Annotated in this window: 22 protein-coding genes and 1 tRNA gene; 9 read left to right on the top strand and 14 right to left on the bottom strand. The window is 51.2% G+C overall.

Going from position 1 to position 23119, the window contains the following annotated elements:
* Positions 1-15: 15 nt before the first annotated feature.
* Positions 16-1020, bottom strand: a complete 1005-nt coding sequence (gene dctP, locus A3193_RS01475) for a TRAP transporter substrate-binding protein DctP (RefSeq protein WP_069004428.1) — start codon at positions 1018-1020, stop codon at positions 16-18.
* A gap of 487 nt (positions 1021-1507) precedes the next feature.
* Here dctP and A3193_RS01480 point away from each other — a divergent pair, with 487 nt between their 5' ends.
* A complete protein-coding gene (locus A3193_RS01480; RefSeq protein WP_069013862.1) occupies positions 1508-2167 on the top strand; it encodes a hypothetical protein in 660 nt (219 codons plus the stop codon).
* A gap of 161 nt (positions 2168-2328) precedes the next feature.
* Here A3193_RS01480 and A3193_RS01485 read toward each other — a convergent pair whose 3' ends face one another.
* From A3193_RS01485 to A3193_RS01495, 3 genes are all read right to left on the bottom strand, one after another.
* Positions 2329-3831 (bottom strand): SGNH/GDSL hydrolase family protein, encoded by a 1503-nt coding sequence (locus A3193_RS01485; RefSeq protein WP_069013863.1) that lies wholly within the window; start codon positions 3829-3831, stop codon positions 2329-2331.
* Between the two features lie 263 nt (positions 3832-4094).
* Positions 4095-6926 (bottom strand): bifunctional diguanylate cyclase/phosphodiesterase, encoded by a 2832-nt coding sequence (locus A3193_RS01490; protein ID WP_069004431.1) that lies wholly within the window; start codon positions 6924-6926, stop codon positions 4095-4097.
* A gap of 6 nt (positions 6927-6932) precedes the next feature.
* The gene (locus A3193_RS01495) at positions 6933-7739 is read right to left on the bottom strand and encodes a substrate-binding domain-containing protein (protein ID WP_069004432.1); all 807 of its coding nucleotides are present in this window, start codon (positions 7737-7739) and stop codon (positions 6933-6935) included.
* A 592-nt stretch (positions 7740-8331) separates the two neighbouring features.
* Between A3193_RS01495 and tadA the strand changes: the two genes are divergently transcribed.
* Genes tadA through A3193_RS01510 form a run of 3 tightly spaced genes read left to right on the top strand, consistent with a single transcriptional unit; the run spans position 8332 to position 10704 of the window.
* Positions 8332-8811 (top strand): tRNA adenosine(34) deaminase TadA, encoded by a 480-nt coding sequence (tadA, locus tag A3193_RS01500; RefSeq protein ID WP_071932381.1) that lies wholly within the window; start codon positions 8332-8334, stop codon positions 8809-8811.
* Positions 8808-9857, top strand: coding sequence for a phospholipase A (locus tag A3193_RS01505; RefSeq protein ID WP_083218247.1), 1050 nt, complete (start codon positions 8808-8810; stop codon positions 9855-9857). The genes tadA and A3193_RS01505 overlap by 4 nt, the downstream gene beginning before the upstream one ends.
* Before the next feature lie 49 nt (positions 9858-9906).
* A complete protein-coding gene (locus A3193_RS01510) occupies positions 9907-10704 on the top strand; it encodes an inositol monophosphatase family protein (protein WP_069004433.1) in 798 nt (265 codons plus the stop codon).
* Between the two features lie 27 nt (positions 10705-10731).
* Here the strand turns inward: A3193_RS01510 and mltF are convergent, their stop codons facing one another.
* Positions 10732-12165, bottom strand: coding sequence for a membrane-bound lytic murein transglycosylase MltF (gene mltF, locus A3193_RS01515; RefSeq protein WP_235614881.1), 1434 nt, complete (start codon positions 12163-12165; stop codon positions 10732-10734).
* Between the two features lie 279 nt (positions 12166-12444).
* Between mltF and A3193_RS01520 the strand changes: the two genes are divergently transcribed.
* Positions 12445-12534 (top strand) — tRNA-Ser (locus A3193_RS01520).
* Between the two features lie 41 nt (positions 12535-12575).
* Here A3193_RS01520 and A3193_RS01525 read toward each other — a convergent pair.
* Genes A3193_RS01525 through A3193_RS21000 form a run of 5 tightly spaced genes read right to left on the bottom strand, consistent with a single transcriptional unit; the run spans position 12576 to position 16135 of the window.
* Positions 12576-14504 carry a monovalent cation:proton antiporter-2 (CPA2) family protein gene (locus A3193_RS01525; RefSeq protein ID WP_069013864.1) on the bottom strand — a complete coding sequence of 643 codons (1929 nt, stop codon included), beginning with the start codon at positions 14502-14504 and terminating at the stop codon, positions 12576-12578.
* A 3-nt stretch (positions 14505-14507) separates the two neighbouring features.
* Entirely contained in the window at positions 14508-15131 is a 624-nt protein-coding gene (locus A3193_RS01530; RefSeq protein WP_069004435.1) for an NAD(P)H-dependent oxidoreductase, read from the bottom strand.
* Positions 15132-15169: 38 nt separating this feature from the next.
* Positions 15170-15520, bottom strand: a complete 351-nt coding sequence (locus A3193_RS01535) for a GFA family protein (protein ID WP_162272407.1) — start codon at positions 15518-15520, stop codon at positions 15170-15172.
* A gap of 34 nt (positions 15521-15554) precedes the next feature.
* Entirely contained in the window at positions 15555-15818 is a 264-nt protein-coding gene (locus tag A3193_RS20995; RefSeq protein WP_305781993.1) for an NAD(P)H-dependent oxidoreductase, read from the bottom strand.
* Entirely contained in the window at positions 15815-16135 is a 321-nt protein-coding gene (locus A3193_RS21000) for an NAD(P)H-dependent oxidoreductase (protein ID WP_305781994.1), read from the bottom strand. The genes A3193_RS20995 and A3193_RS21000 overlap by 4 nt, the downstream gene beginning before the upstream one ends.
* Positions 16136-16228: 93 nt before the next feature.
* Between A3193_RS21000 and A3193_RS01545 the strand changes: the two genes are divergently transcribed.
* The 3 genes from A3193_RS01545 to A3193_RS01555 all read left to right on the top strand — a co-directional run bounded on the left by A3193_RS01545 (position 16229) and on the right by A3193_RS01555 (position 17992).
* Complete coding sequence (locus A3193_RS01545; RefSeq protein ID WP_069004437.1) at positions 16229-16585, top strand: winged helix-turn-helix transcriptional regulator; 357 nt, start codon at positions 16229-16231, stop codon at positions 16583-16585.
* 40 nt (positions 16586-16625) lie between these two features.
* Positions 16626-17243, top strand: a complete 618-nt coding sequence (locus A3193_RS01550) for a LysE family translocator (RefSeq protein ID WP_069013865.1) — start codon at positions 16626-16628, stop codon at positions 17241-17243.
* A gap of 188 nt (positions 17244-17431) precedes the next feature.
* A complete protein-coding gene (locus A3193_RS01555; RefSeq protein WP_069004439.1) occupies positions 17432-17992 on the top strand; it encodes a beta-class carbonic anhydrase in 561 nt (186 codons plus the stop codon).
* 100 nt (positions 17993-18092) lie between these two features.
* Here A3193_RS01555 and A3193_RS01560 read toward each other — a convergent pair whose 3' ends face one another.
* The 3 genes from A3193_RS01560 to A3193_RS01570 form a co-directional block, all read right to left on the bottom strand.
* On the bottom strand, positions 18093-18896 hold the full coding sequence (locus A3193_RS01560) for a DUF2189 domain-containing protein (RefSeq protein WP_069004440.1): 804 nt from the start codon (positions 18894-18896) through the stop codon (positions 18093-18095).
* 230 nt (positions 18897-19126) lie between these two features.
* Positions 19127-20134, bottom strand: a complete 1008-nt coding sequence (locus A3193_RS01565; protein WP_069013866.1) for a metal-dependent hydrolase — start codon at positions 20132-20134, stop codon at positions 19127-19129.
* Between the two features lie 18 nt (positions 20135-20152).
* A complete protein-coding gene (locus A3193_RS01570; protein WP_069004442.1) occupies positions 20153-20833 on the bottom strand; it encodes a TetR/AcrR family transcriptional regulator in 681 nt (226 codons plus the stop codon).
* Between the two features lie 229 nt (positions 20834-21062).
* Between A3193_RS01570 and A3193_RS01575 the strand changes: the two genes are divergently transcribed.
* Complete coding sequence (locus A3193_RS01575) at positions 21063-21755, top strand: hypothetical protein (RefSeq protein WP_069004443.1); 693 nt, start codon at positions 21063-21065, stop codon at positions 21753-21755.
* A gap of 15 nt (positions 21756-21770) precedes the next feature.
* Here the strand turns inward: A3193_RS01575 and dinB are convergent, their stop codons facing one another.
* Positions 21771-22985, bottom strand: a complete 1215-nt coding sequence (gene dinB / locus A3193_RS01580; protein ID WP_069013868.1) for a DNA polymerase IV — start codon at positions 22983-22985, stop codon at positions 21771-21773.
* Positions 22986-23119 lie beyond the last annotated feature (134 nt).

Below are 23119 nucleotides of genomic sequence, written 5' to 3' on the forward strand. Positions count from 1 at the left end.
TTGCCGATAATCGGACTATTTCTCAAACAGCTCAGTGGTGAAATCGAAGAGCGCCTGTGAATCAAATTTACCGGCATATTTTTTGATCCATTCCGCTCTCACCGATTCTGACAATTTGTTCAGTTCTGTTGTCTGCGCTTGAGTAAAGGTGACCTTGGTGAGTCCTTCGTCCACGACAGCCTTCTGATATTTGCCAGTGGTGTTCTCTTCATAGTTCTTTACATAGAAGGCCAATGCTTCATCCACAGAGCCGAGCAGCGCCTCACGATGAGCCGGTTTCAAACTGTTGAGTGCGTCGGTATTGACGACTACCGGGCAGTTGGCTGAGCCGAGGTTGAGATTGGTGGTATACCATTTGCCCACCTTGTAGGATTTGGTGGCCAGATGGGCATGGGGAGCGAAGGAGGCGGCATCGATTACGCCAGAGTCCATCGATTGACGTACTTCAGAGAAGGGCACGCCGGTTTTGACCGCCCCTAATTTACCTAAAACCCCCATGATGCCTCCTGGGCCGCGTACCCTGAGCCCCTTGAAACCCCCCAGCCCCTGTATCGCATCCCCCTTGCTGACGATATTGTATTGCGGCAGTGGAGTAGGCATCAGCAGTGTGGCATTCCAGCGAGCCAGATCCTTTTTCACGATAGGGTGTTTGAAGACTTCTGTATAGATTTCGGCAACCCTGGTCAGTGAGAGGGTGCGGGAAAAAGGTAGTTCAGTCACTGTAATACTGGGGTTTTTCGCGGTGTGATAGAAAGAGCAGAATTGGGCCATTTCAAACGCGCCAATGGAGATTCCATCCAGATTTTCACGGGATTTTGAGAGGCCGCCGTAGGAGATGTTCAGTTTAAACTCGCCCTTGGTCTTGGCTTCAACCAATTCGGCCAGCTTTTCCACATTCTCAGTAAAGGCCCGACGTTTTCCCCACAGGGAGACGTTCCACTCCGTGGCTGCATAGGTTTCACTGGTGATGAAAACTCCGATCAGTATGGCCGGCAGAAGGCGGCTGGCTGTTTTATTCATTGTGTTTCTCCTCCGGTATCACAAATGTTTACCCGATAGGGTATGAGCATTGTCCTGTTGTGTTTCCTGTTGACAGGCCCTAAGCAAGTTCAAATCAGAAGATTAGCAGGAATGGAGAGGCAAGTTTAGATTAACCTGCTGATGAAGGGGGTTGTTGGCTTGTTTCTGACCGCCACGGTCACCAAATCGAAATTGTGTGGTCTGGATTAGCACATTATGGGTGGCCTGAGAGATTGCCAGGTTTGCAGAGGGCCGAAATCCGTGCAAGGAGAGATGAATTGGTGGAAACAGTTTGTATCAATGCAAGTGAAAAATTAACAAATGGTGTGTGAATAGTGATCAATGAATTGATCTGCCAGGCATTAAGGTATAAATCAGGCATTCTCTCTGGTTGGTTGAACAGAGAATAGGCCGGAATAAAGCGACTTATTTCACGTGGATTGTAATGAGTTGCTAATTGTCTCATTCAGTGGAAGAGGAGAAGCAAATGAAAAAACTGGAAGTGTTATCAAAGTCTGTTCTGCTTTCTATCTTTATCCTCACCTCCCTTGCTGTGTCTGCGGCCCCTGTAGAGTATGTTGGCCAGGGTGAGGTTGTTGGTTTTGATGGGGAAAAGCGTTGTATTCGGGTCAGTATGCATGTGGAAGATAGGATGGTTGAGTCGATTGGTGTGCCGCCGGATTATGCAACCTGGTTTGATGCGGTAGGTTATTTTCCGATCTATACCTATCTTGTGGAAGTCGAAGGGCTGGGGGTCTATGCCGGAGCAAACGGTCGTCTGAATATCTGGTTAAATCAGACGCCTGGCGATCGACAGTTCTATACGGAGGAGTTGGAGATACTGGAGGATCATGGATTGATGCAGTTTAACGATGGTACGGGTGGAGATTATGACTGGGCATCCTGGTTGGATACGGTCCCCAGCTATGAAATCGCGCCAGAGTTGGTTATCCGGCGATTGAACATCACCCCGGGTTATGGATTCGATCTGGGTAATGATATCCATCTGTTTCCAATGCCGAAAAAGTGTTATTGCAAGAAGGCTCGAGGCTCCAAGTACGACAACATCCGGAATAAATCAGGTAAACGCCGTTGTGGGTGTAATTCAGCACGCCTGGAGTATTCCGGTTCCGGGCACCGTTTGTGAGCGGAAATCGTACTGGGCTGTATCGTGCAGAGCTGTAACCATGGCCTGGACAACGTTTGTCCTGAGGTGAAAAATTTCAGGGTCGTTTATGTTGTTCCTGTGTAACTGGTTGCCGTCAGAGGCAGGATAGGGCCGCTTTGAACCTTATCCTGCCAATGGGCCTATTCCCAGGGGTAACTGTCGAATATGGCAATTGGAAAGGGGCCGAACACATCAGTACCGATTTTGTATTTGATGAAGTAGTCGCCTGGCGGAATTATGCCTGAAGGGGGGCTGTACGCCTCCAGCATGTCACCAGTCCCTGAGCTGGTTTTTGCCGGTGTGTACTGATCAAAAGAAGAGGGTTCATCGTTGTGCGCTGGCCAGAGTTTTGACGATACAGGTTGACTGGGCCAGGCATTACTGATCATTACTACAAACACCTCGCCGTTCTTCCGCACCACTCTGTCAGAAATGGATATGGAGGGTCGCTGTTGGTTGCCCCAATATTCCGGATAACTGGCGACATGGGCATAATCTCTTATATTGAGCCACATAGGGTACTCAAAACCATCCAGCCATTCGGGGTCGATCAGATAACCATCACCAACCGCGTCAGGTTTCACCGCGCTCTCCCAGGTAATGGATAGATCGGTAAAGTTGCCAAGGTTCCTTATGTTGTCCAGCTGGGGGATGCGTGATGCAAGGGTTGCGTCTGATTTGAGGATTTTCCACATATCACTGAGGAAGAAAAAGTGTCCGAGTGAGGAGAGGTGCAGACGATCATGGGATAACAGACCAAGTCGGGCGGGCCTGAAATAATCGGTGTGCACAACCACATCGGCAAGGTTCTGGCACTCTGCGTCCAATGCTCGCCAATCCCTTAAACGGTCCTGCATCATTGGCTCAATGATCTTCTCCAATTCAGTGGCTTCAGAGGTATACAATCCAGTTTCACCCGGCATGGTGCTTGTGGAGTGCAGATGGGGAATACAGTACTTCTTTTTCATTTCGGATTCGGATTTGGCGCCATGTTGAACTTCATCATAGGGTATCTGCCTGGAGTAGATGATGACTGCATCCGGGCTGCCTGCGCGTAGGGCCGCATAGAGGGCTTGTGCATCACCGATAAGTTGTGAACCCGATCTGTTGTCAATATTCAGTATCGCGTCGGTAATTCCCAGCTCAACCACGATGATGTCTGGGTTCATGGAGTTGGTTATTTCCACATAACTCTTGCCGGTTTCCGGATCAGTGCTGTTCAATGCTGTGAAATGGCTGAGTGCTCCGGACCCGGTGTGGCGTATATCCACATCAACACCCTCAGCATCAAACGCACGTTGCGCCAGGGCTGACCAGGTGTCGAACCAGGGGAAGACAATCTCAGATGCACCCAATACTCCAATCTTGCCCGCATCTCCTTTGCATAGTGTGATGGTGTCACCTGTATTGAAGGCGTAGGCCGTGGGTGCACGCTCAATGTCCCAGCTGACGTCAGTGATCCCGGTGACTTTGACAAGTTCATCAATACCGTCTTCGAGTCGCAGGATTCTTGCCCAGAACCAGTCACCTGCATCCAGGAGCGGAAAGCCGGACGATGAGGCGACCGTCACTGATTGGTCGTTCTCAGTGATATTTGAAGTCAGTACAGTGTGTATAACGCCAGAACAGTTTTTTTCTGCCATCTATGGCCTCCATTTTCAGACTGTTGCCGATTCCTCTAGCTTAGCGTTCAGGTTGAATGTCCCTGATTGTCACTATCCAGATGTTTGATACTCCTTGATCATGGTGCTCACATTGATAGAGATAGAGAGAAAGCAGAGGTTGCCTGCGTTTAATGCACCTGAGAGTGAAATATAATTACCGGAACTGGTTAGTCGTTACTACAGCATAGCTGTATAAGTCGGCCTACAGGGTTTAATTTTGTGAAATCAGTCTGTTTTTACCGTCAAGCGGTGGTCAGTTTCTGTTTGTTCTGCAACAGATGCTTCATCTCTACCGCGGGTATGGGTTTACTGAATAGGTATCCCTGGGCCATTTCACAGCCCTGTTGTTTTAAATAGTTAAGTTGTTCTTCTGTCTCGACCCCTTCTGCCACAACGGTGATTCCCAGTCCATGTGCCATTGCGATGGTGGCATTTACGAGCTCCCTGTCTGCTGGATCGATGGTGATGTCATTAATAAAACTTCTATCGATCTTCAGGTTACCGAATGGGTATCTGCGCAGATAGCTCAGGGAAGAGTAGCCGGTACCGAAATCATCCATGGTAATGGTTACACCCAGATTGTTTAGCTCAGATAGAGCGTCATCGATATAGGTGTGGCCACTCAGCAAAACACCTTCTGTGATCTCCAGCACAACTGAACTGCTGGGTATACTGCATTGAGCTAAGGCCGCTTTAATCTGTTTTATGAGGTTGGGATCCCTGAACTGACGTGGCGAGATATTGATGGCAACTCTAAAAGGTTTACTGAATTGATTCTGCCACTGTGCTGTCGTACACAGAGCCTGTTCAATCACGAATTGGCCTAACGGTATGATCTGACCGGTCTGTTCAGTGATTGGAATGAACTCATCGGGTCTGACTTCACCCAGTATCGGATTATGCCATCGCAGCAGGGATTCTGTGCCGATGATTTCACGTTTGGCAATATCGAGTATTGGTTGATAATAGAGTTGAAACTCATTTCTCTCGAGTGCGCCATGAAGCTGCTCTTCAACCTGCAACCGTCTTGAAATTCCTTTATTCATCTCGTGAGTGAAGAAGTTAAATGTGTTTCGTCCCTGTTCTTTTGATTGATACATGGCGGTATCAGCGTTACGTAGAAGTTCTGCCGGATTGTCCCCATCGCTGGGATAGATCGAGATGCCTATGCTGGCGGTGAGTATCAGTTCCCGTCCATCCAGAACAAAAGGCGGCTTAAAGCAATTGAGTATTTTTTCTGCAATGGGCAGTACCTCCTTTTCAGTATGCAGGCTGCCCAGCAGTATGATGAATTCATCCCCGCCCAGCCGGGAGACCGTGTCATCAATGCGCACCGATTCTTTCAGTCGTTTGGCAGCCTGAATCAGTAATTTGTCGCCTGCTTCGTGGCTCATGGAATCATTGACCTTCTTGAAGTCATCCAGGTCGAGAAAAAGCACAGCAGCCATATGCTGATTTCTCTGAGCCTCCTTGATGATCTGCGAGAGTCGATCAAGTGTAAGAAAACGGTTCGGCAGGTTTGTCAGACTGTCATAATTGGCTTGATGAAGGATCTTTTTCTCCTGCTGTTTCTGCAGGCTGATATCCTCTTTGACGGCCAGGTAGTGAGTGGTTGAACCTGTTTCATCCACCACCGGTGCTATGTATGCCCGTTCCCAGAAAAGGTCGCCGTTCTTTTTTCGGTTCTGCAGTTCACCGCGCCAGGATTGCCCTGATAAGATTGCCTGCCAGAGTTCTTTGAAGTGCTCTTCCGGGGTGTTATCCGATTTAAGGATCCGGGGGTTTTTACCCAACACCTCGTTGGCCTTATATCCGGAGGTGATTTCGAAAGCCCTATTGACATATTCGATGTCACCGTTGGTATCTGTCATGACCACTGAAACGGGACTCTGCTCTATCGCTTGCAGCAGGGTTCGAATGCGTTTTTCCGCCTGTTTTCGCTCACTGATATCGCGGAAATTAACAACTGCACCCACTATTTTACCCTTGCGATAGATCGGGTTGCTGGAGTATTCCACCGGGAACGAGGTGCCATCTTTACGCCAGAACAGCTCATTATCAACGGTGTGCACCGTGCCACCTTCCAATACTTCAAGCATGCAGCATTCAGAAGCCGGGTAGTGTGACCCATCGCTACGCGTGTGGTGGATCAATTGATGGTTGCTACGGTTGATCAGCTCTTCCGGGCTATAGCCGAGCATGCGTGAAGCAGAGGGGTTGACGAAGGTGGTGGTTCCCTGTTCATCCACCCCGAAAATGCCCTCTACAGTGGTATCAAGCAGCAGCTGTAACTGATCTTCAGCCTGTTTGCGGTTTTCAATGACCTTTCCGACTCTGGTGAGTGTGACTAGCAGCAGATAGGCGGAGAGACCCAGTGCGATGACCACCACCGGTAGGCGAAAACTGTCATACAGGTTCTCACTCTCTTTATATTCGATGGAGAGTTGTGAGGTTTTCTCCTGGCTGTCATAGAGTACTCGGGCTGCATTTTCTTGAGTTCTTTGCAGTACGGTATTTATGGTCTTTATCAAATTGTGGATGCGGACCTGTAGATCTGCGGGCTCGTTGGGGAAAAGCTCGATTCTTGACTTTATCAATTGGTAAAGAAGTTGTGCTTGTTCATCCAGATTGTGAATCGCTGGCCCCAATTCGAGTACTTCAAGCACATACCCCTCTGATTCAGGCAGGTAGTAATTGGCAACCAGATTCATGGAGTTCTGACCGGGAATGTTGGTTGCGATCTGGTCTTTGAAAACACCGCCATTGTGCAATATTGCCAGTCCTTCCTTGATAATCAGCAGGTTGTCATCAAAGCGCTTTTTTACGATTTCGAGCTCAAGACGATTGTCCAGAGTGCTGAGCTTGAAAACTGAGGCCTTGGCGGAAAACAGTCGTTGATAGATCGACAGTCCGATCTCCTGCCGTGCTTTCTGGTTGTCCAGCTGGCTTCCGATTTGGTTGGCTTTACTTCGAAAGCCGCTATGAATGGCAACTAATACAACGACAATGGCCAGTATGGAAAGAGCCAGGCCAATGATCTGTCTTTGTATTGGGTGTTCGGTGAGTTGTGACATACTTCTTCAGATATTCTGGTCTACTGTATAGAGTCCGTAACGCTCGAAAATGCTTCGGCCTTTGTCTGAGGACGCATAGTCCATGAACTTTTTTGCAAGTTCTGGGTATTTTGAGGTTTTCAGCAGACCCAATACCAGCTTCTTTTTCGACGCATATTCATTATTGATGGGGAGTGCATCAATCTGCTCTGAATTTTCCGGCCATGTGGAAGTTGCATACCAGTTGATCACCAGATCGGCTTCACCCTTCTTCAGTACTTCAACCAGACGCTTGGAGTCAGTTGTCAATTCTTTTGCATTTTGCATTGCTTGATTGAAAATTCCTGCAGCCGTGAGTATTTTTTTGGTCTCTTTGCCGATGCTTCCGGTATCCGGATTGCCGATCACAATGTACAAATCCGGATTCAGCAGGGTTGTCACCCCGGGGGGTATGTTCTTAGGGTTCCCTTGACGGACCATGATTGCCGCCTTGTTGTAGCCGATATGGGTCGACTCCTCGATCAAATCATCCTTCATGGCTTGCGAGATGTAGGATTCAGAGCCAGGGAGATAGAGGTCACCCAGGCGGTTGAACTTGATTGACCTGAGCAGATTACCAGAGCCACCCTTTATGATGGAAATCTTAATATTCTCCTGCTTTTCCACGATCGTTGCGATTTCCGACATCGGCTGGATCATGGTGATGCCGCAATAGACGAGCAGCTCTTTTCTGGGGAGGGATTGCTCGGGTGTGAGGCCAGGTTGATTGATGAAATAGACCGAGAGGATCGAAATCACAATCAAGCTGAGGACGACAATGGTGCTTTTTCTCATCAGGCAGTAAATCCAATATTTGAGGTTTACTTCTTCCCTGGGTTGAAAAACTCTATAGTCCTTGGCGACTGGCTATATTTCAACCTGCATGGTTGCTGTTTGCAACTCTCTATTCATGGCTGCTAACGACGGCCCTGAAGGTGACAGGCCCTAGTTAAGAAACCTCTGAACAAGTCATGAACCGACATCTTGTCGCCAAAATGCACCGCTTCAGCGTTGCAGGTTTTCGCAATAGCGGGCTATTACGTGCGATCTGCGCCTTGAATCGGCACATTTTGATCGACAATCTGTTCGGTTCAGACTTATTCAGAGGTTCCTTAAGTATAGAAATTGGTGGTCGAAATAGAAGTCTTAAATAACCATTGATTATAACGGAATTCAAGATCGCGCTATGTGCGTAAATTATTGGCTGGATTGCCCTGATATTGAGCATTCAATAGCGGTGTGAATTAAATTCACGTAATATTTGATGGATAACAATATGTAAGGTGGTACTATTTGCTGGATGATGCCGCTGAATGTCAGGAGATCTGACCTGGAACGGATCCTCTCACCACAGTTTTCAACCTGATTTAGTAAAAGACTTAAATTCATGTCAGCAGAAGACGAGCATGATGAGCTTTTCATGCAGCATGCCCTGATGTTAGCGGCGCGGGCTGAGCAGCTGGGTGAGGTGCCGGTTGGAGCTGTTGTGGTCAGACAAGGCAGAGTGATTGGTGAGGGTTGGAATCAGCCCATCGGTGGTCATGATCCTACCGCCCATGCCGAGATCGTGGCGTTGAGGGATGCTGCGAAAAAGGAGCGGAACTACCGCCTTCCGGACAGCACATTGTATGTCACCCTTGAACCCTGTCCAATGTGTGCCGGTGCAATTGTGCATGCCAGGGTCAAGCGGGTGGTCTATGGGGCGGCGGACCCGAAAGGCGGCGCAGCCGGCAGTGTCTTCGACCTGTTACCCACGGATGGTCGTTTCAATCACCGTGTCGATGTGGAAGGTGGTTTGATGAGGGAGCAGAGTGCCAAGCTGTTGCAGGACTTTTTCAGGCGTAAACGCATTAAATCAAAAGCATGAAATTGATAGAACACTCTTTTGCCTCAGTCAGGCCTTTACAACTTATCTATCTGTTGATCTCAGTCTCTTTCACCGTCCCATTGTCTGCAGAGCCTCTGACAGACTATCAGCGCTGTCTGTTAGGGCAATTGGATCGTGCGGCAGCGACTCAAACGGTTGCGGAGATCAAGGCTCAATGCGATATGGAATTGGCTGAGCAACCGGCGGCAAAGGGGGGGGTGGATGAGGTGGCTGAGAGTGAGCAGCCGGAGATCGGTTCAATGATCGCCAATCGACGCGATGCTGAAAAGGCAACCCGCCAGAATCCATTTGTAATCTCCCCGCACAAACAGAATTATGTGCTGTTTGCATCCTACAATGCTGAGCCGAATTTTCAGGTATACAACATTCCTGAGTCCGATTTTGATCGCTGGGAGATGAAATTCCAGCTCAGTTATAAAATGCCGGTGGTCGAAGGGTTGTTTGGCAGTGATGTGGATCTCTATGCCGCCTATACCAATCTTTCCTTCTGGCAGGCCTACAACCGGGATATCTCATCTCCCTTCCGGGAGACCAATCATGAACCCGAACTGTTTCTGGTTGTACCGGATATGTGGCCGGAAGCGTGGCAGCTGGATGGATGGCGCAATGCGCTGATGCAGTTTGGTGTGGTACATCAATCGAATGGACAAGGTGGTTTTCTATCCCGCAGCTGGAATCGCCTCTATGCAGACTTGAAGTTTGAAAAACGGAATTTCCTGTTGGGATTCAAGTCCTGGTATCGAATTCCGGAAGATAACGACGATAACCCCCATATTGATGATTATCTCGGTCGCTATGAGATCCATGGCTTATACAAAAAGCGCCAGCAGACTTTCAGCCTGATGCTGAGAAACCTGTTTGACGGTGAGAGCAGGGATACCATAAAACTCGACTGGAGTTTTCCGCTTTACGGCCGTTGGCGGGGTTACTTACAATATTTCAACGGTTATGGTGAGAGCCTGATCGATTTTGATGCCAAAAGTCATCGTTTGGGCTTCGGCCTGCAGTTGACCGACTGGTTATGATTGGCTTTGCGTAGCCGCTCAACAACAATCCAAAACAGAGCCGACTCTGATGCAACATCCTCAACTTCAACAACTGACCGAAATGGTAAAACAGGCTGCTGTCAATGAGGTCAGGTCGAGATTTCAGCAAACCGATTCTAGAAAGAAGCTCGACGGCACTCTCATCACCGCGGCTGATCTGGGCTGTCAGCAGTGGTTGACTGATGCACTGAAGCAGGCGTGGCCGGACATCCCGCTGCTGGGTGAAGAGATGACGCCGGCACAACATGATCAGCTATTGGATAATAGCGACTCCGGTCTATGGGTGCTTGATCCCCTGGATGGCACAGCCAACTTTGCCGCTGGATTTCCTCACTTCAGTGTCTCCCTCGCGCTGGTGCAATCCGGGCAGGTCGTCCAGGGAGTTGTCTATGACCCCATGCGGGATGAGTGTTTTAGTGCAGAGCAGGGTGAAGGGGCCTGGCTGAACGGGGCAAGGTTAGAGTTGAGTCCGTCTGAAACCGTGCTTGAGGAGTGTATCGCGGTGGTCGATTTCAAGCGGCTCTCTCCAACTCTGGCCACAGCCCTGGCGGTTGAGCCCCCTTTCCGTTCACAGCGAAGTCTCGGCTCCGTGGCACTGGATTGGTGTTGGATGGCCGCAGCTCGTGGCCAAATCTATCACCATGGTGGGCAGTCTCTCTGGGATTATGCAGCGGGGCGTTTGATATTCGCTGAAGCGGGTGGCACTTTTTCCGCCCCTGAAGTCAAGGTCAGTCTGGGGAAACAACCGGCGGTCGCCGCGGTTTCCAAGCAGTTGCACCATCTCTGGCGGACGTGGCTCGAGCGGATGGACAGAAGCGATGATTAAGTTGCAGAGAGTGGAAGCAATTGAGAACTACAGGGCATCCGGTGTTATGGAAAGGACATGACTGGCATCATTCTCCGACTCAGCTTTCTCGGTTGCCTCGATCTTGCGTAATTGCCATTTCAGCAACTCATAATAGGCCCTGATGTTGTCAACGTAATTGACCGGCTCCTTACCCCGGGCATAGCCTCTTTTCAGGTTCTTGTACCATTTCTTGAGGCTCAGCTTGGGGAGGTGTTTTTTTACTTCCACCCATTTGTCAGGGTCACCACCAAGCTGTTCTGTGAGTATCCGGGCATCTTCCAGGTGGCCAAATCCCACGTTGTAGCCAGCCAGTGTCAGCCATAACCGGTCCGGCTCCTGAATCCGCTCTGGCAATCGGCGCTTGATGAACTGCAGATATTTCGCTCCGCCGGTAATACTCTGTTGTGGATCGAGGCGACTCTCTATTTTCATATGCTTGGCGGTTGCCAGAGTCAGCATCATAATACCCCGAACACCGGTGGGAGATTTTGCCTTCGGATTCCAATGGGATTCCTGGTACCCGATAGCCGCCAGCAGACGCCAGTCCATTCCGATCATTTCTGCCGCTTCTTCAAAAAAGGCACGGTATTTGGGTAGGCGGTTTTTCAGGTGGCGCAGGAAGGTACGTAGTTCGACAAAATTGAGCCGCCCGATATGACCATAGTGGCGTTCAATGAGTTGCGGAAGGGTGCCATCTTCCCGGATGCGGTTGAAAAAGATCTCCATCGCCTGGTAGAGGCTGGCATCTTCCGCATGAGCCATGGCCCATGCCAGGGGTTGAGGTTCAGTGAGGTTGAAACCTACTTTGATATGCGGCATGAAACGTCGGGTAACGGCAAACTCATTGGAGTCGGCAATGGTGAAATCGATTGCTTTATCCTCCACCATCTGCATCAGTTCGGCGCTCTCCAGATTGTCATGGCTGGTCCATCTCAAGACCGGGTAATCCTTTTGCAATCGCAACAGCTCTTCCTCATGACTGCTGCCGGCCAGTATATGCAGATCCTTGTCCAGCAGGTCTTCGATCTTGCGCGGGCGGTGGGTTCCACCCCGATAGATGACCTGTTGGGTTATCTCCTGATAGGCGGGGCCGAAACGGATAATCGATTGCCGCTCCGGGGTGACGGTCAATCCAGCAGCGGCCAGATGGGCATCCCCATTGATGACCGTGGGCAACAGATCGTCAAAACCTTCAGGGATGATGAAATGGGGTTTGACGCCCAGCTCCTTGGCAAACAGCTGCACCAGATCGTACTCGAGTCCGGTCAGGCCTTCAGATCCTTCATACAGGGTTGTACCGCTGTTACGTGTGGCCACCCGCAACTCACCGGATGCTTTAATTCGCTCAACCAGCGGTGGCGGGATGCTGCAGCTGCCGATCAGCAGCGAGATGGCCATCAGCAGACAGGTGGTGAGTTTGGTCGTTGAGGGAAGCTGCATCTATGTCAGGATCTATCGATTACTTTTAGTTATGACCATAAGAATGGCTGCAGGATCCATTGGCGCACTTGTTATCTTTGATATTGGTTCCGGCATACTCTCTAGATGCTTAGTTTAGTAGGTATTGTATAAAATATAATCTATTGGCTATTGACCGGATACCATTGGTAATCCAATTCTTGGGTCTTGGCATTGATTTTAGGCAATTGACTGGATTTATAGGTAGAATTTACCGGATTGAGCTGCTGATATAGTACAAAAAAGGAATTTCATCTGTTCGGAGAGGTGCCGGAGCGGCCGAACGGGCCTGACTCGAAATCAGGTGATCCCTCACGGGGTCCGAGGGTTCAAATCCCTCCCTCTCCGCCAAACAGGGTGGCGTTGGCAAGTCAGAATGGTTCAAGCGGTGATTACTCCCCCATATCCTTGGTGTAGTGCTTGGGGGGTGGTGTCCAGCCTCGCTCGGATCGATCATGCAGTTGCATACGATCGGTTTCCATCATCCCCTTGAGTGTATCGCCATGCTCTCTCGCTCGGGCCAGGTAGGCTTTGTTGCTTGCCATTTCGGTGTTCTCATCCCACAGCTCATAGAGCGTGTTTAAGCCGTTTTCATCATGTTTGCGAAATGCCATCGACATCTTTTCCACTTTGAAGGGATGTACACCGACCGCTCTGAGTGCCGCTTTGCCCAGTTCGAGTGAGCCATCGAAGAGTTCCCGAACTGCAATATCCACACCGGCTTTGTTCAACAGATAGAGGTGGTTGACATCAAATGCCCGGGCGAGAATTTTTACTTCGGGGTAGTGGCGTCGTATATGCTCCACCATCTCAAGAGTGCGACTGCGGTCATCGATGGCGATCACCACAGCTTTCGCCGATTCAATGCCAGCAGCATGGAGCAAGTCAGGCCGGGATGCATCCCCGTAGTAACTTTTTACACCAACCTTGCTGAGCATATTGATGATATCGGCCTGATGGTCGAGCACGGTCGTTTGAACTCCGCTGGCAACCAGCAGGCGGTTGACGATCTGACCGAAACGTCCATTACCGGCGATGATGACTGAGCCGGTCTCATCGATGCTATCCGCTCGGCGCTGATCTGAATCCGGCTGACGGTTCAGGATCAATTTGTCATAGACAATGAACAGTACCGGAGTGAGTAGCATCGACAGGGCGACCACCAGCGAGAGTGTGGAGGCTAGCTCCGCTGGCAATACCTGGTTCTGCAGGCTGAAACTGAGTAGCACGAAGCCGAATTCACCTGCCTGGGCAAGTCCCAGGGTCAGCAGCCAGCCATCCGTCGTGGCCAGTCGGAACGCCCGGGCCAGTGCATACAGAACCAATCCTTTGATAACAATCACACCGACTGTCAGGCTGAGTATGGTAAGTGAGTCGTTGAACAGGATATTGAAATCGATACCGGCCCCTACTGTGATGAAAAACAGCCCAAGCAGGAGCCCTTTAAAGGGTTCGATATCGGATTCGAGCTCGTGACGAAATTCACTGTTGGCCAATACCACGCCGGCAAGGAAGGTGCCCAATGCCGGGGAGAGATCCACCAGCGTCATCAGCAGTGCAATACCGATCACCAGCATCAGGGCGCTGGCAGTGAAAATTTCACGTAATCTCGATTCGGCTATGAAGCGGAACAGCGGCCTCGACAGGAAGTGACCGCCAAGCAGTACACTCGCGATGGCGCCAAGCACCACCAGCGCATGAGCCCAGCCGGGCAGTCCATCCACCAGACTCAGATCATGATGGTGCCCCGCATCACCATAGGACTCGGCAGCGGTTGTCAGAGACTCGCCGCTGCCAGCAACCAACTCGGGCAGTGCAAGCAGGGGAATCAGGGCCAGCATCGGAATCACAGCGATATCCTGAAACAGCAGAACCGAAAAGCCGGCTCGGCCACCCTCGGTTTTGGTCAACCCCTTTTCATTCAGTGTCTGTAAAACGATGGCGGTGGATGAGAGGGAGAAGATCAGACCAATGGTCAAAGCCACTGTCCAGAAGAGTCCCATCATCAGCGCTGCAGCGGTAATCAATGCAGTGGTCAGAGCGACCTGCAGTCCGCCAAGACCGATCAGACGACTGCGCATCTCCCACAGCATTTTCGGTTGCAGTTCAAGGCCGACCAGGAACAGCATCATCACCACACCGAATTCGGCGAAGTGTTGTATGGTCTGGGTTTCGGAACCGACCAGACCGATTACAGGTCCGATGAAAATGCCTGCAAGCAGGTAGCCAAGCACAGAACCCAATCCAAGGCGTTTGGCAATGGGCACGGCGATAACGGCAGCGCAGAGATAGATAAAGGCCTGAAACAGAAGTCCGCCCATGGTTCAGGTCTCCTTGATGATTTGGTTGAGGTCGCTATTGAGTCTGGGGAGATTTTGCGCGGTTTCAATATCGAGCTTCTGGTCACGCAGTGCCTTGAGCAGCTCAATCCAATTGTCAATATGGTGTTCGATACGACCCTCATCGACAGCAGTACGGGCACCAAACAGTGCGAATGGTGGCAGGTATCTCATGCCGCACAGGGAGGCCATCTGCTCCATTGGTTGGAGTAACTCGCGGATGGTGAAGTGATTGTAGCCCTCGGCCCGATAGGCGGCTTCCGCACCGCCCGCGGAGAGTGCATTGAGAAACAGCTTGCCATGCAGTGCCGTACCTTTGGAGCCGTAAGCGAAGTCATGTTCCAGTACAAGGTCCTGCCACTCTTTGAGAATGGCTGGGGTGGAGTACCAGTAGAGTGGATGTTGGAAGATGATGACATCATGGTTGAGCAGCCGCTGCTGCTCCCGGTCGATATCGATCTGAAAATCCGGGTATTCCGCATACAGGTCGACCAGGGTAATACCCTCTATGTCTGCGGCGGCTTGCGCCAAGGGTCCATTGACCTCGGAACGGTCCAGTGATGGGTGGGCGAGCAGTATCAGAATCCTGTTTACAGATTTCCGGGTCATCTTTTGTCTCTCTTCTTTGCAGGCCCTAGTGGGTATTACTACTGTTTAGGAATCTTGTCGTCGATATCCACAATGCGCCGATCATAGAAGTAGTGGGCGTTCGACTGTAACTCATCGGGGAGTTCACCGTTATTGCATTTGCTGATTAGCAATTGAGAGACCAGTTTCCATCCCATCGCATTGGTGTTGTAGAGCACTTCCCCGCAGTGTTTGCAGAATACTCGGGTCATCGTCAAAGTTGGGTATTTGTATTCGGTAATCTGCTCCTCTCCGGAAGTGATAGCTACCTGTTCCGCATCCCAGGCAACGATGGAGTGATAGGGCACATCGAGCAGATTGCGGCAATCCTCACAGTGACAATAGGCGTGAACTTTGGGTTCACCTATCATGCTCAGTTCTACACGACCACAATCACATTGAACCCTATATTGCATAGTCTGTTACCTGGAAATGTTCGTTCAAGTGAGCATCGAAACGTTTCAAATCGTTTTCGATGTCGGGATTTTTCATCACATCATGGCAGACAAAAGTCTGCATCGCTTCCATACCAAAAAAGCGGAAATTCATATGCATGGGAAAGAATAGATCGTCTACCGATTTGCTTTGAAAGAGATATTGATCTTGATCATCGAATGCCTCTTTCGGTGCATTGAAAGTGAGGGAGAGCAGATATTTCTTTCCCTTCAAAGTGCCGCCGGAGCCATACTGTCTTGTGGCATCTTTGCGAGACCGGCCATCGCCATTGCATAGACAGTGTCCATGTACTGTTTGAATCGCCAGGGTACCCCCATCCAGTTCACAGGTGTCTGCAGGATGATTGCATCTGCCCACAGATGTTTTTCCACTTCCGAGTCCACTTCATACGCCTCATTCATCGAGGTGGTTCGGACCTCATAGCCCATTTCAGTAAGTCGACGGGTGGCTCGTTCAATCAGTGTGTTATTGAGTTTTCCCGGTGACACAGGGTAGGGCTCATGAGCATTGATGATGAGGATGTTTTTCATCTGTTTGACCCCTTCGATTTTCGGCTTGCCGTTATTCTGTTATCATTAGGTATACTTCGTCAACCAGTATACTTTTAGTAACCTGGAGGGAATATGAAGGCTCAGATTCAGATCGATGTCGCTGGCCGCAAAAGGGTTGCAGGCGCCTGTACCGAACCCTGTCCTATCGAGCGTGGCATGCGCATTATCGGTGGTAAGTGGAAAGGTTCGATTCTATGGCATCTTCAGCAAGGTCCGGTGCGATTCAATGATCTTGTCCGTCAACTGGGCGGCGCGAGTAAAAAGATCGTCAATCAACGACTCAAGGAGATGGAGGAGATCGGCCTGGTCAAGCGTGAGGTGCTCAGCACAAGGCCGGTGGCAGTTGCGTATGAAATTACTGAATTCGGTCGTTCATCGCTGGATGTTCTGGAGCAACTCAAACAGTGGGCGGAGCAAAATGGCATTTGAAGCGGCTGGGGTTTATTCAGTCCATTTCGACCAATAAGCCATGTTGACCAGTTTAACCAGTGGGTTGATTCTGGGGATTTCCGCCGGCATGGCGCCAGGGCCGTTGTTGACCCTGGTGATCTCGGAGACGCTGCAACACAATGTCGGCTCGGGCATCCGGGTTGCGCTTGCGCCTCTGATCACCGACCTGCCGATCATTCTTGTGATGCTGTTCATCGTCAATGAGTTGTCTTCCATGCAACCGGTACTGGGTCTGATCTCGCTGGCCGGAGGCTGCTTCGTTTTCTATCTCGGCTATCAAAATATCCAGATAAAAAGGGTGGAGCTGGATCTGCAAGCGAAAGAGTCCAGATCCCTTTTAAAGGGAGTCCTGACCAATATTCTGAGTCCTCACCCCTATCTGTTCTGGTTCAGTGTCGGCGGTCCGATTGTCATCAAGACAATGGATTCCGGCACTGTTGCGCCACTTCTATTCATGTTCAGTTTTTATACCCTTCTGGTAGGCTCGAAAATCGTATTGGCCATAGCTGTAGGTAGGTCGAAACAGTTGTTGAGTGGTTCGCTCTATCTCACCACGATCCGCTCTCTTGGTCTGTTATTGTGTGGCTTGGCCCTGTTTCTGATTGGCGATGGATTGAGCCTGGTGGGCGTGTTATAGAGATCGATTGCGTAGTGACAGGTCTGATTGCATGGTATCCGCATCGATACGCTTTACCCCCACTGCTTACCAGTGAATAGCTGTTAATCTTCTTCCACTACAACTGTCCAACCTACAGGATGCTTTGTTTGATCCAGCATGGAGTGCTGCCTCTTTTGCATTGTAAGAACAATATGAGGAGGAGTGTCATGAGTCAGATTAATGATGAAGTATTGGCGGCGAATAAAGACTACGCCGCTGAGTTTGGCAATAGAGGGAAGTTACCGATGCCTCCGGGACGTCGCTTTGCCATTTTAACCTGTATGGATGCCAGACTGGACCCCGCAAAATTCGCCGGTCTTTCAGAAGGCGATGCCCATGTGATCCGCAATGCGGGTGGGCGTGCCAGCGACGATGCGATCCGTTCACTGGTGATCTCTCATAAGTTACTGGGCACTCATGAGTGGTTTGTGATTCACCATACCGATTGTGGCATGGAGACATTCAGTAATGAGATCATGGCGGACCTGCTGTCGAGCAGCCTGGAAACCGCCACAGTGGATGAGACAGGTTGGCACGATACAGGCAAAGGCCCAGGATCGACCGAGGGTCGCTATATCAACTGGATGACAATCGCTGATAACAAGAAGAGTGTGATCGAAGACGTTCAGCGAATTAAGCACCACCCGCTGGTGCCTGACGATATTCCGGTGCATGGTTACCTTTATGACTGTAAAACCGGCAAACTGCACGAAGTGACGGGTGTCTGATGGCGGTCAGTTACCGCTGATCAGGGTACGATTCTGCTATCTCCGTAGCGGGATCGTACCCTGTTTTTAGACTGAGTTTCTTATATACCCCTTCCGGCGACTAGACAGAAGCCTGTTTCACAACCAGATCTCTGTAGGCATGCCATGTGGCATGGGCTGCCAACGGAAATCCGATGATCAGGCCGACGAACATGGTCAGGAATCCGGCAATGATGATGGCAACCAGAATACCCCCCCAGAGCAGTAGCTGCATACGGTTGTGACGCATTGCGCTCCAGCTGGTCTGGATTGCATCAAACGCATTGCAGTTGCGGTCAATCAGCATGGGTACGCTGATGGCGCTGATACTGAAGATCATGAAGGCGATGACTGCACCGCTGACGGTACCGGCGACCAGCAGTTGAAAGCCGTTCCAGGTGCCGAACAGGGTGACCAGAAAGCCCTGCCAGGTGGATGGGGTGATGCCGGTGAAGGTCAGTGCGATGATCAGATGAGCCAGGGTTACCCAGGCGATCAACGCCACTACCAGAATCAGTCCCATACTGAAGATGTTGAAATAGTTATCTTTGATCGAATCTGCCGCCTGTTGGAAGGAGGGGGTCTTGTCCGATTCTATCTGACGGCTGATGGCATACAGGCCGATGCCCAACAGGGGCGCTACCAGGAAAAAACCCGCCAGTAGCTGAGGCAGTAGAAAGTAGAACTCATTGGTGATGATCAACATCATCAGCAGATAACTGACGACAGTCATGGCCAGGCCGTAGGAAAGACTTTTGAGTGGAGCGGTTTTGATATCCTGCCAACCTGCAGAGAGCCATTTCCAGGGCTGTTCCGAATTGATCTCCTTGACCTCTGCAATGGTTACCGGCTGGTCATCATAGTGGTGTATCACCGCATGGTTCATGCTGATCTCCTCCAAATCAATATTTACTAAGCAGTTTTTTATAATTAGGGACTATTGGATTAGTGTTAACAGGCCCTGGGAGACCTGGGGTCAATCCGCCAAGACGGAATTCCCAAGCATTACGACATGAGAATTGACCTATGGTCTCTTAGACTGGTTAACAGTCCGCTTTCTTCAGACAAAATGTCTCTCTAAATATAGCGGAATTCTCGAACGGGTCATGAAATGGCCTAGAGAGGTTGGCGCTCAGCCGTTGTGAAACGTTTCAGACGATGGATTTTCCACTGCTGCTGTTGCTGGCACATGCCGTAACGAAAGGGTGGCGTCAGATAGGGCAGGGTGTATCGCAGGTCGGTAAACCAGATGCAGGTTTCACCCTGATATCGGTCCAATCGATAGAGGACCGGGAAGTGGGCGAACTCCCTGAACTTGCGCAACTGATGATGTTGCCAGGCGGTTTGAATCAGGGGTGTTTGCGCTGTCTGGTCACCGAGCAGATGGTGGGTTTTCCATGCCAGGTTTCGTTTGCCCCGGTACGCTTTGATGATGGCCTGATGCTCAGCGGTGAGGCTCAGATAGGCGACCTGATAGTGTGTTTCTTCGGCTTTGATGAGTTGCCAGTAGAATGGGGAGAAGGGTTGCGGCAGTGCATGAAGATCGGTCGATTGGGGGAACTGCAGTGCTGCCACCTGCAGGGCTTGTGATTTGAGCAGCCACTGCCCTGTCAGGTAACCGCTGAGGATAAGCAGGCCACTCAGCGCTACCCTGCGGGGAGGATGCCAAAGCAGCAGAAACAGAGTAACCACAATGATTGCAGTGAAATAGCCATCGATGAAAAAGCTGATCGCCAGGCTGTAAGAGGTTGTTGTAATGGGGTAAAAAAGTTTAATCCCGAATGGGGTCAAGAGGTCCAATGGGAGGTGGGAGAGCAGGCCCAGGCAGCAGAGAGCATAGATCGTTCGCCGATGGTTACGCGCCCACTGCCAGGGTAAGCTGCAGAGGGTCAACAGGGCCGCCCAAAGGGGAATCAGCAACAGCGAGTGGGTTGCGCTGCGATGCCAGTCGGCGAGAAACAGTAAGGGGTCTATCCAGAATCCCAGATAGTCGATGTCGGGAAAGGCGGCGGCCAGGCCGGTGATGGCCATGCGTCGGGGGAGCTCGTCGGATCCGGCCGACGGGGCGCGATGCAGGGCGGCAGTGCAGACTGCGCCGAACAGGGCGTGGGTGATGGTATCCATTTGGGCAGCTGTTCGGGCTCAGTGGACGACGCTACCGTTCTCCTGCTGCTGCTCTGACGGATCCGATGTGCGGTGTGTGTGGCTTGCCTTTTCTGCTGCAGTCAATAGGGTGAAAGACTCGGCCCGACGCAGCAGTCGGTCGAGCAGCTTCGCTGTCTTCTCTGCACCGCTGGAATCGTCAAACAGCCAGTGTGCGAATGTGCTGAGATAGATGCCGGTTGTAACCACCTCTTCACCGATCCGTTTCAGATCTACCGAGTCACGATGGGCTGCCTCAAGAAACCATTGTACGGTGCGGCTGATTCTCAACAGACCGAGCACCTGCAGGTGGAGATGGCCCAGTTCAAACTTGTAGCCAAGCATTTCCCGGCTCACTTTTCGTTGATTCTGCATCGACGTGAGCCAGCAGAAGATCGATCGATGGATACGCTCTCTCGGGGTGAGCCACTGATAATCCTCCTTTGCTGCATCGGCCAGCATTGCCCGGTCGGCACGGTCGTACCAGGCTTCCACAAGGTCATCTTTCTGTCGGAAGTAACCTTGAACGGTTTGCAGGTTGATCCCCATCTCTTCGGCGACCTGGTGCAGGCGGATCGACTCCCAGGAGCTCTGTTCAGCCAATCGTACTGCGTAGTCGAGAATTTTTTCAGCCATTTGATCAGGCGGCTGGTCGGTCGGATTGGAGTTCTGGTATGCCATGGCGGATACCTCTCTGTTGGTGTTCACCGATGGTGGATTATTTGAATTATAGTTACTGCAGGCCGAGGGACATCAGGGAAGCTATGGCAAGATGCGTGGTAATTATTAATCCGGCACGCTTCGGCTGAGCATGACCTATCAAGGTGCCGTGTTGAAATGGGTAGGCTGTTTATACGGCAGCTTGATTGTGTGTGAGATTATCGAAGTCTGATCCGTGGGAGACCTGAGCATGCGCGGCAACTGTTTAATCAGAGTATTAGCTGGCGATTCGATAGGTGGCCTGTTGGCATTGGTGATGGTATTCAACGCCCATGGCAAAACCCTGACAGACGAGGAGGATTTCTGGGAGGAACCACAGATCGAAGTCAATGAAGGGGTGCTTGAGTTTCTCTCTCAGCCACCTGAGAAGCCGGTCCACCATCATCAGAATCAGATTACCATTACCCGGTCTAGCCTGCAGGATGGCTGGGTCGAACTCTCTCAATGTCACCACCATCTCGATCCGGTGCCCCGCCTGGAGATCGTCTATCACCCGCAACGCATCCGTGACATCCGCATCGTCTCATTAAGCAATATCGGCCATGCCGAGGTGCTCGGGCACAAGCTGGATCTCAGTGATATCAAGCGATCCGCAGAGATCTGTCTGAGTGCGCAAAGCAGGGCGTTGCACAACCTGGGAGAGGGGCTCTACCAGTTGCGCAATGGTCCTTACATGCGCCGCTTTCTGGATGGCTACTATCCCATGCAACTCAGTCTGGAGGTTCGTTATCCAGCGGAGCGTATCGAGCTGAGCGGTCAGCAGCCTTTGCCCGAAGGGGGGGTTGATCGACAATCCATGAATGGCCGGTTCAAGTGGAGTGGCTGGTTCACTGGCAAGCTATCGACGCAACTCGATTTCAGGCTCAATCCGCTGAGTGAATAGTCGACTTTCGGAATGTTACTCAGACTCTGATTCGGTTTTGGAGTCGCCCCGTTTGCTGCCCAGGCGTATGGCGTGTTTGCCGAATTTCCCACTCACCTCATCCAGGGTTTGATAGAGTCGGTCCTGCCTCGCATCGGTCTGCAGTGCTGGATCACCAAACAGATCCGGTTGCCTCTGCAGTTCATCGACGGCGCCATCCCAGCCACTGATACCAAGACCGATCAGCCGCACCGGCTGATCATCCCAGGATTCACTCCGGTAAAGCTCCCAGGCAGCATTGAATATCTCCTGATCCGCAGAAGTCGGGGTGTTCAAGCTGCGGCTACGGGTATGGGTGTCGAATCCGCGAAAACGGATTTTCAGAGTCACCAGGCTCCCCTTGCGATGCTCCTGACGGGCCACATATCCCACCTCCTGGGCCGACCAGTGGAGACTCTCCCGCAGGATTGCCGGGTCGGTGATGTCCTGGTCAAAGGTAGTCTCCTTGGAGATCGACTTGCGTGTCGACTGATCATCAAGCCTGTCTGAGGCGATGCCGCGGGCCTGTTGATAGATACTGGTGCCCGCTAGATTGCCCAGCTGGCGGCGCAGCTCCAGCAGGGAGAGTCGACGTACATCGGCAACCGTGCTAAGCCCCAGGCGCTGCAGAATGGGTGCACTCTTGGTGCCGAGGCCACGCAGAAGCGTCAGTGGCAGGGGATTGAGAAATGCCTCGACCTGATCTGCTGTGACCACAGTCAATCCATCCGGTTTCTGATAGTCCGAAGCGAGTTTTGCAATCAGACGGTTTGGCCCGATACCCACGGAAGCGGTCAAGCCAACCTGATCATGGATTAGCTGTTTTGCCTGCCGGCCGATCGACTCGGCATCACCGATCAGACGCTCCATACCGGTGATATCGAGAAAGGCCTCATCCACAGAGACCTTCTCCACCACCGGTGACAGGCTCTGCAGGGCAGTCATGATCTGTTGGGAAACCTCGCCATAGCGGTTGATATCGGGACGCAGGTAGACGGCTTCCTGCGGCAGTCGTCTGGCAGCCTCGCTGATCGGCATGGCTGAGCGTACACCGTAACGTCTGGCCTCATAGGAGCAGGTTGCCACAACACCCCGTCTGCCGGGTTTCGCGCCAACCACCAGGGGACGGCCCTGGTATTCCGGATGGTCCCGTTGCTCAATCGAGGCAAAGAAGGCATCCAGATCGATATGCATGATCAGGCGTTCACTCATGGTGAGAGTTTATAACAATAAACCGGGTGGAAAATCTCGCTTGGGACTGTTTTGTCTTATGGCCTGTCAGGGCCTATAGGATTAGTGTTAACAGGCGCTAGTAAATGAACATGAATGGCATATGCAGTTTAGTT

It is taken from the genome of Candidatus Thiodiazotropha endoloripes (assembly GCF_001708965.1).
Taxonomy (GTDB): Bacteria; Pseudomonadota; Gammaproteobacteria; order Chromatiales; family Chromatiaceae; genus Thiodiazotropha; species Thiodiazotropha endoloripes.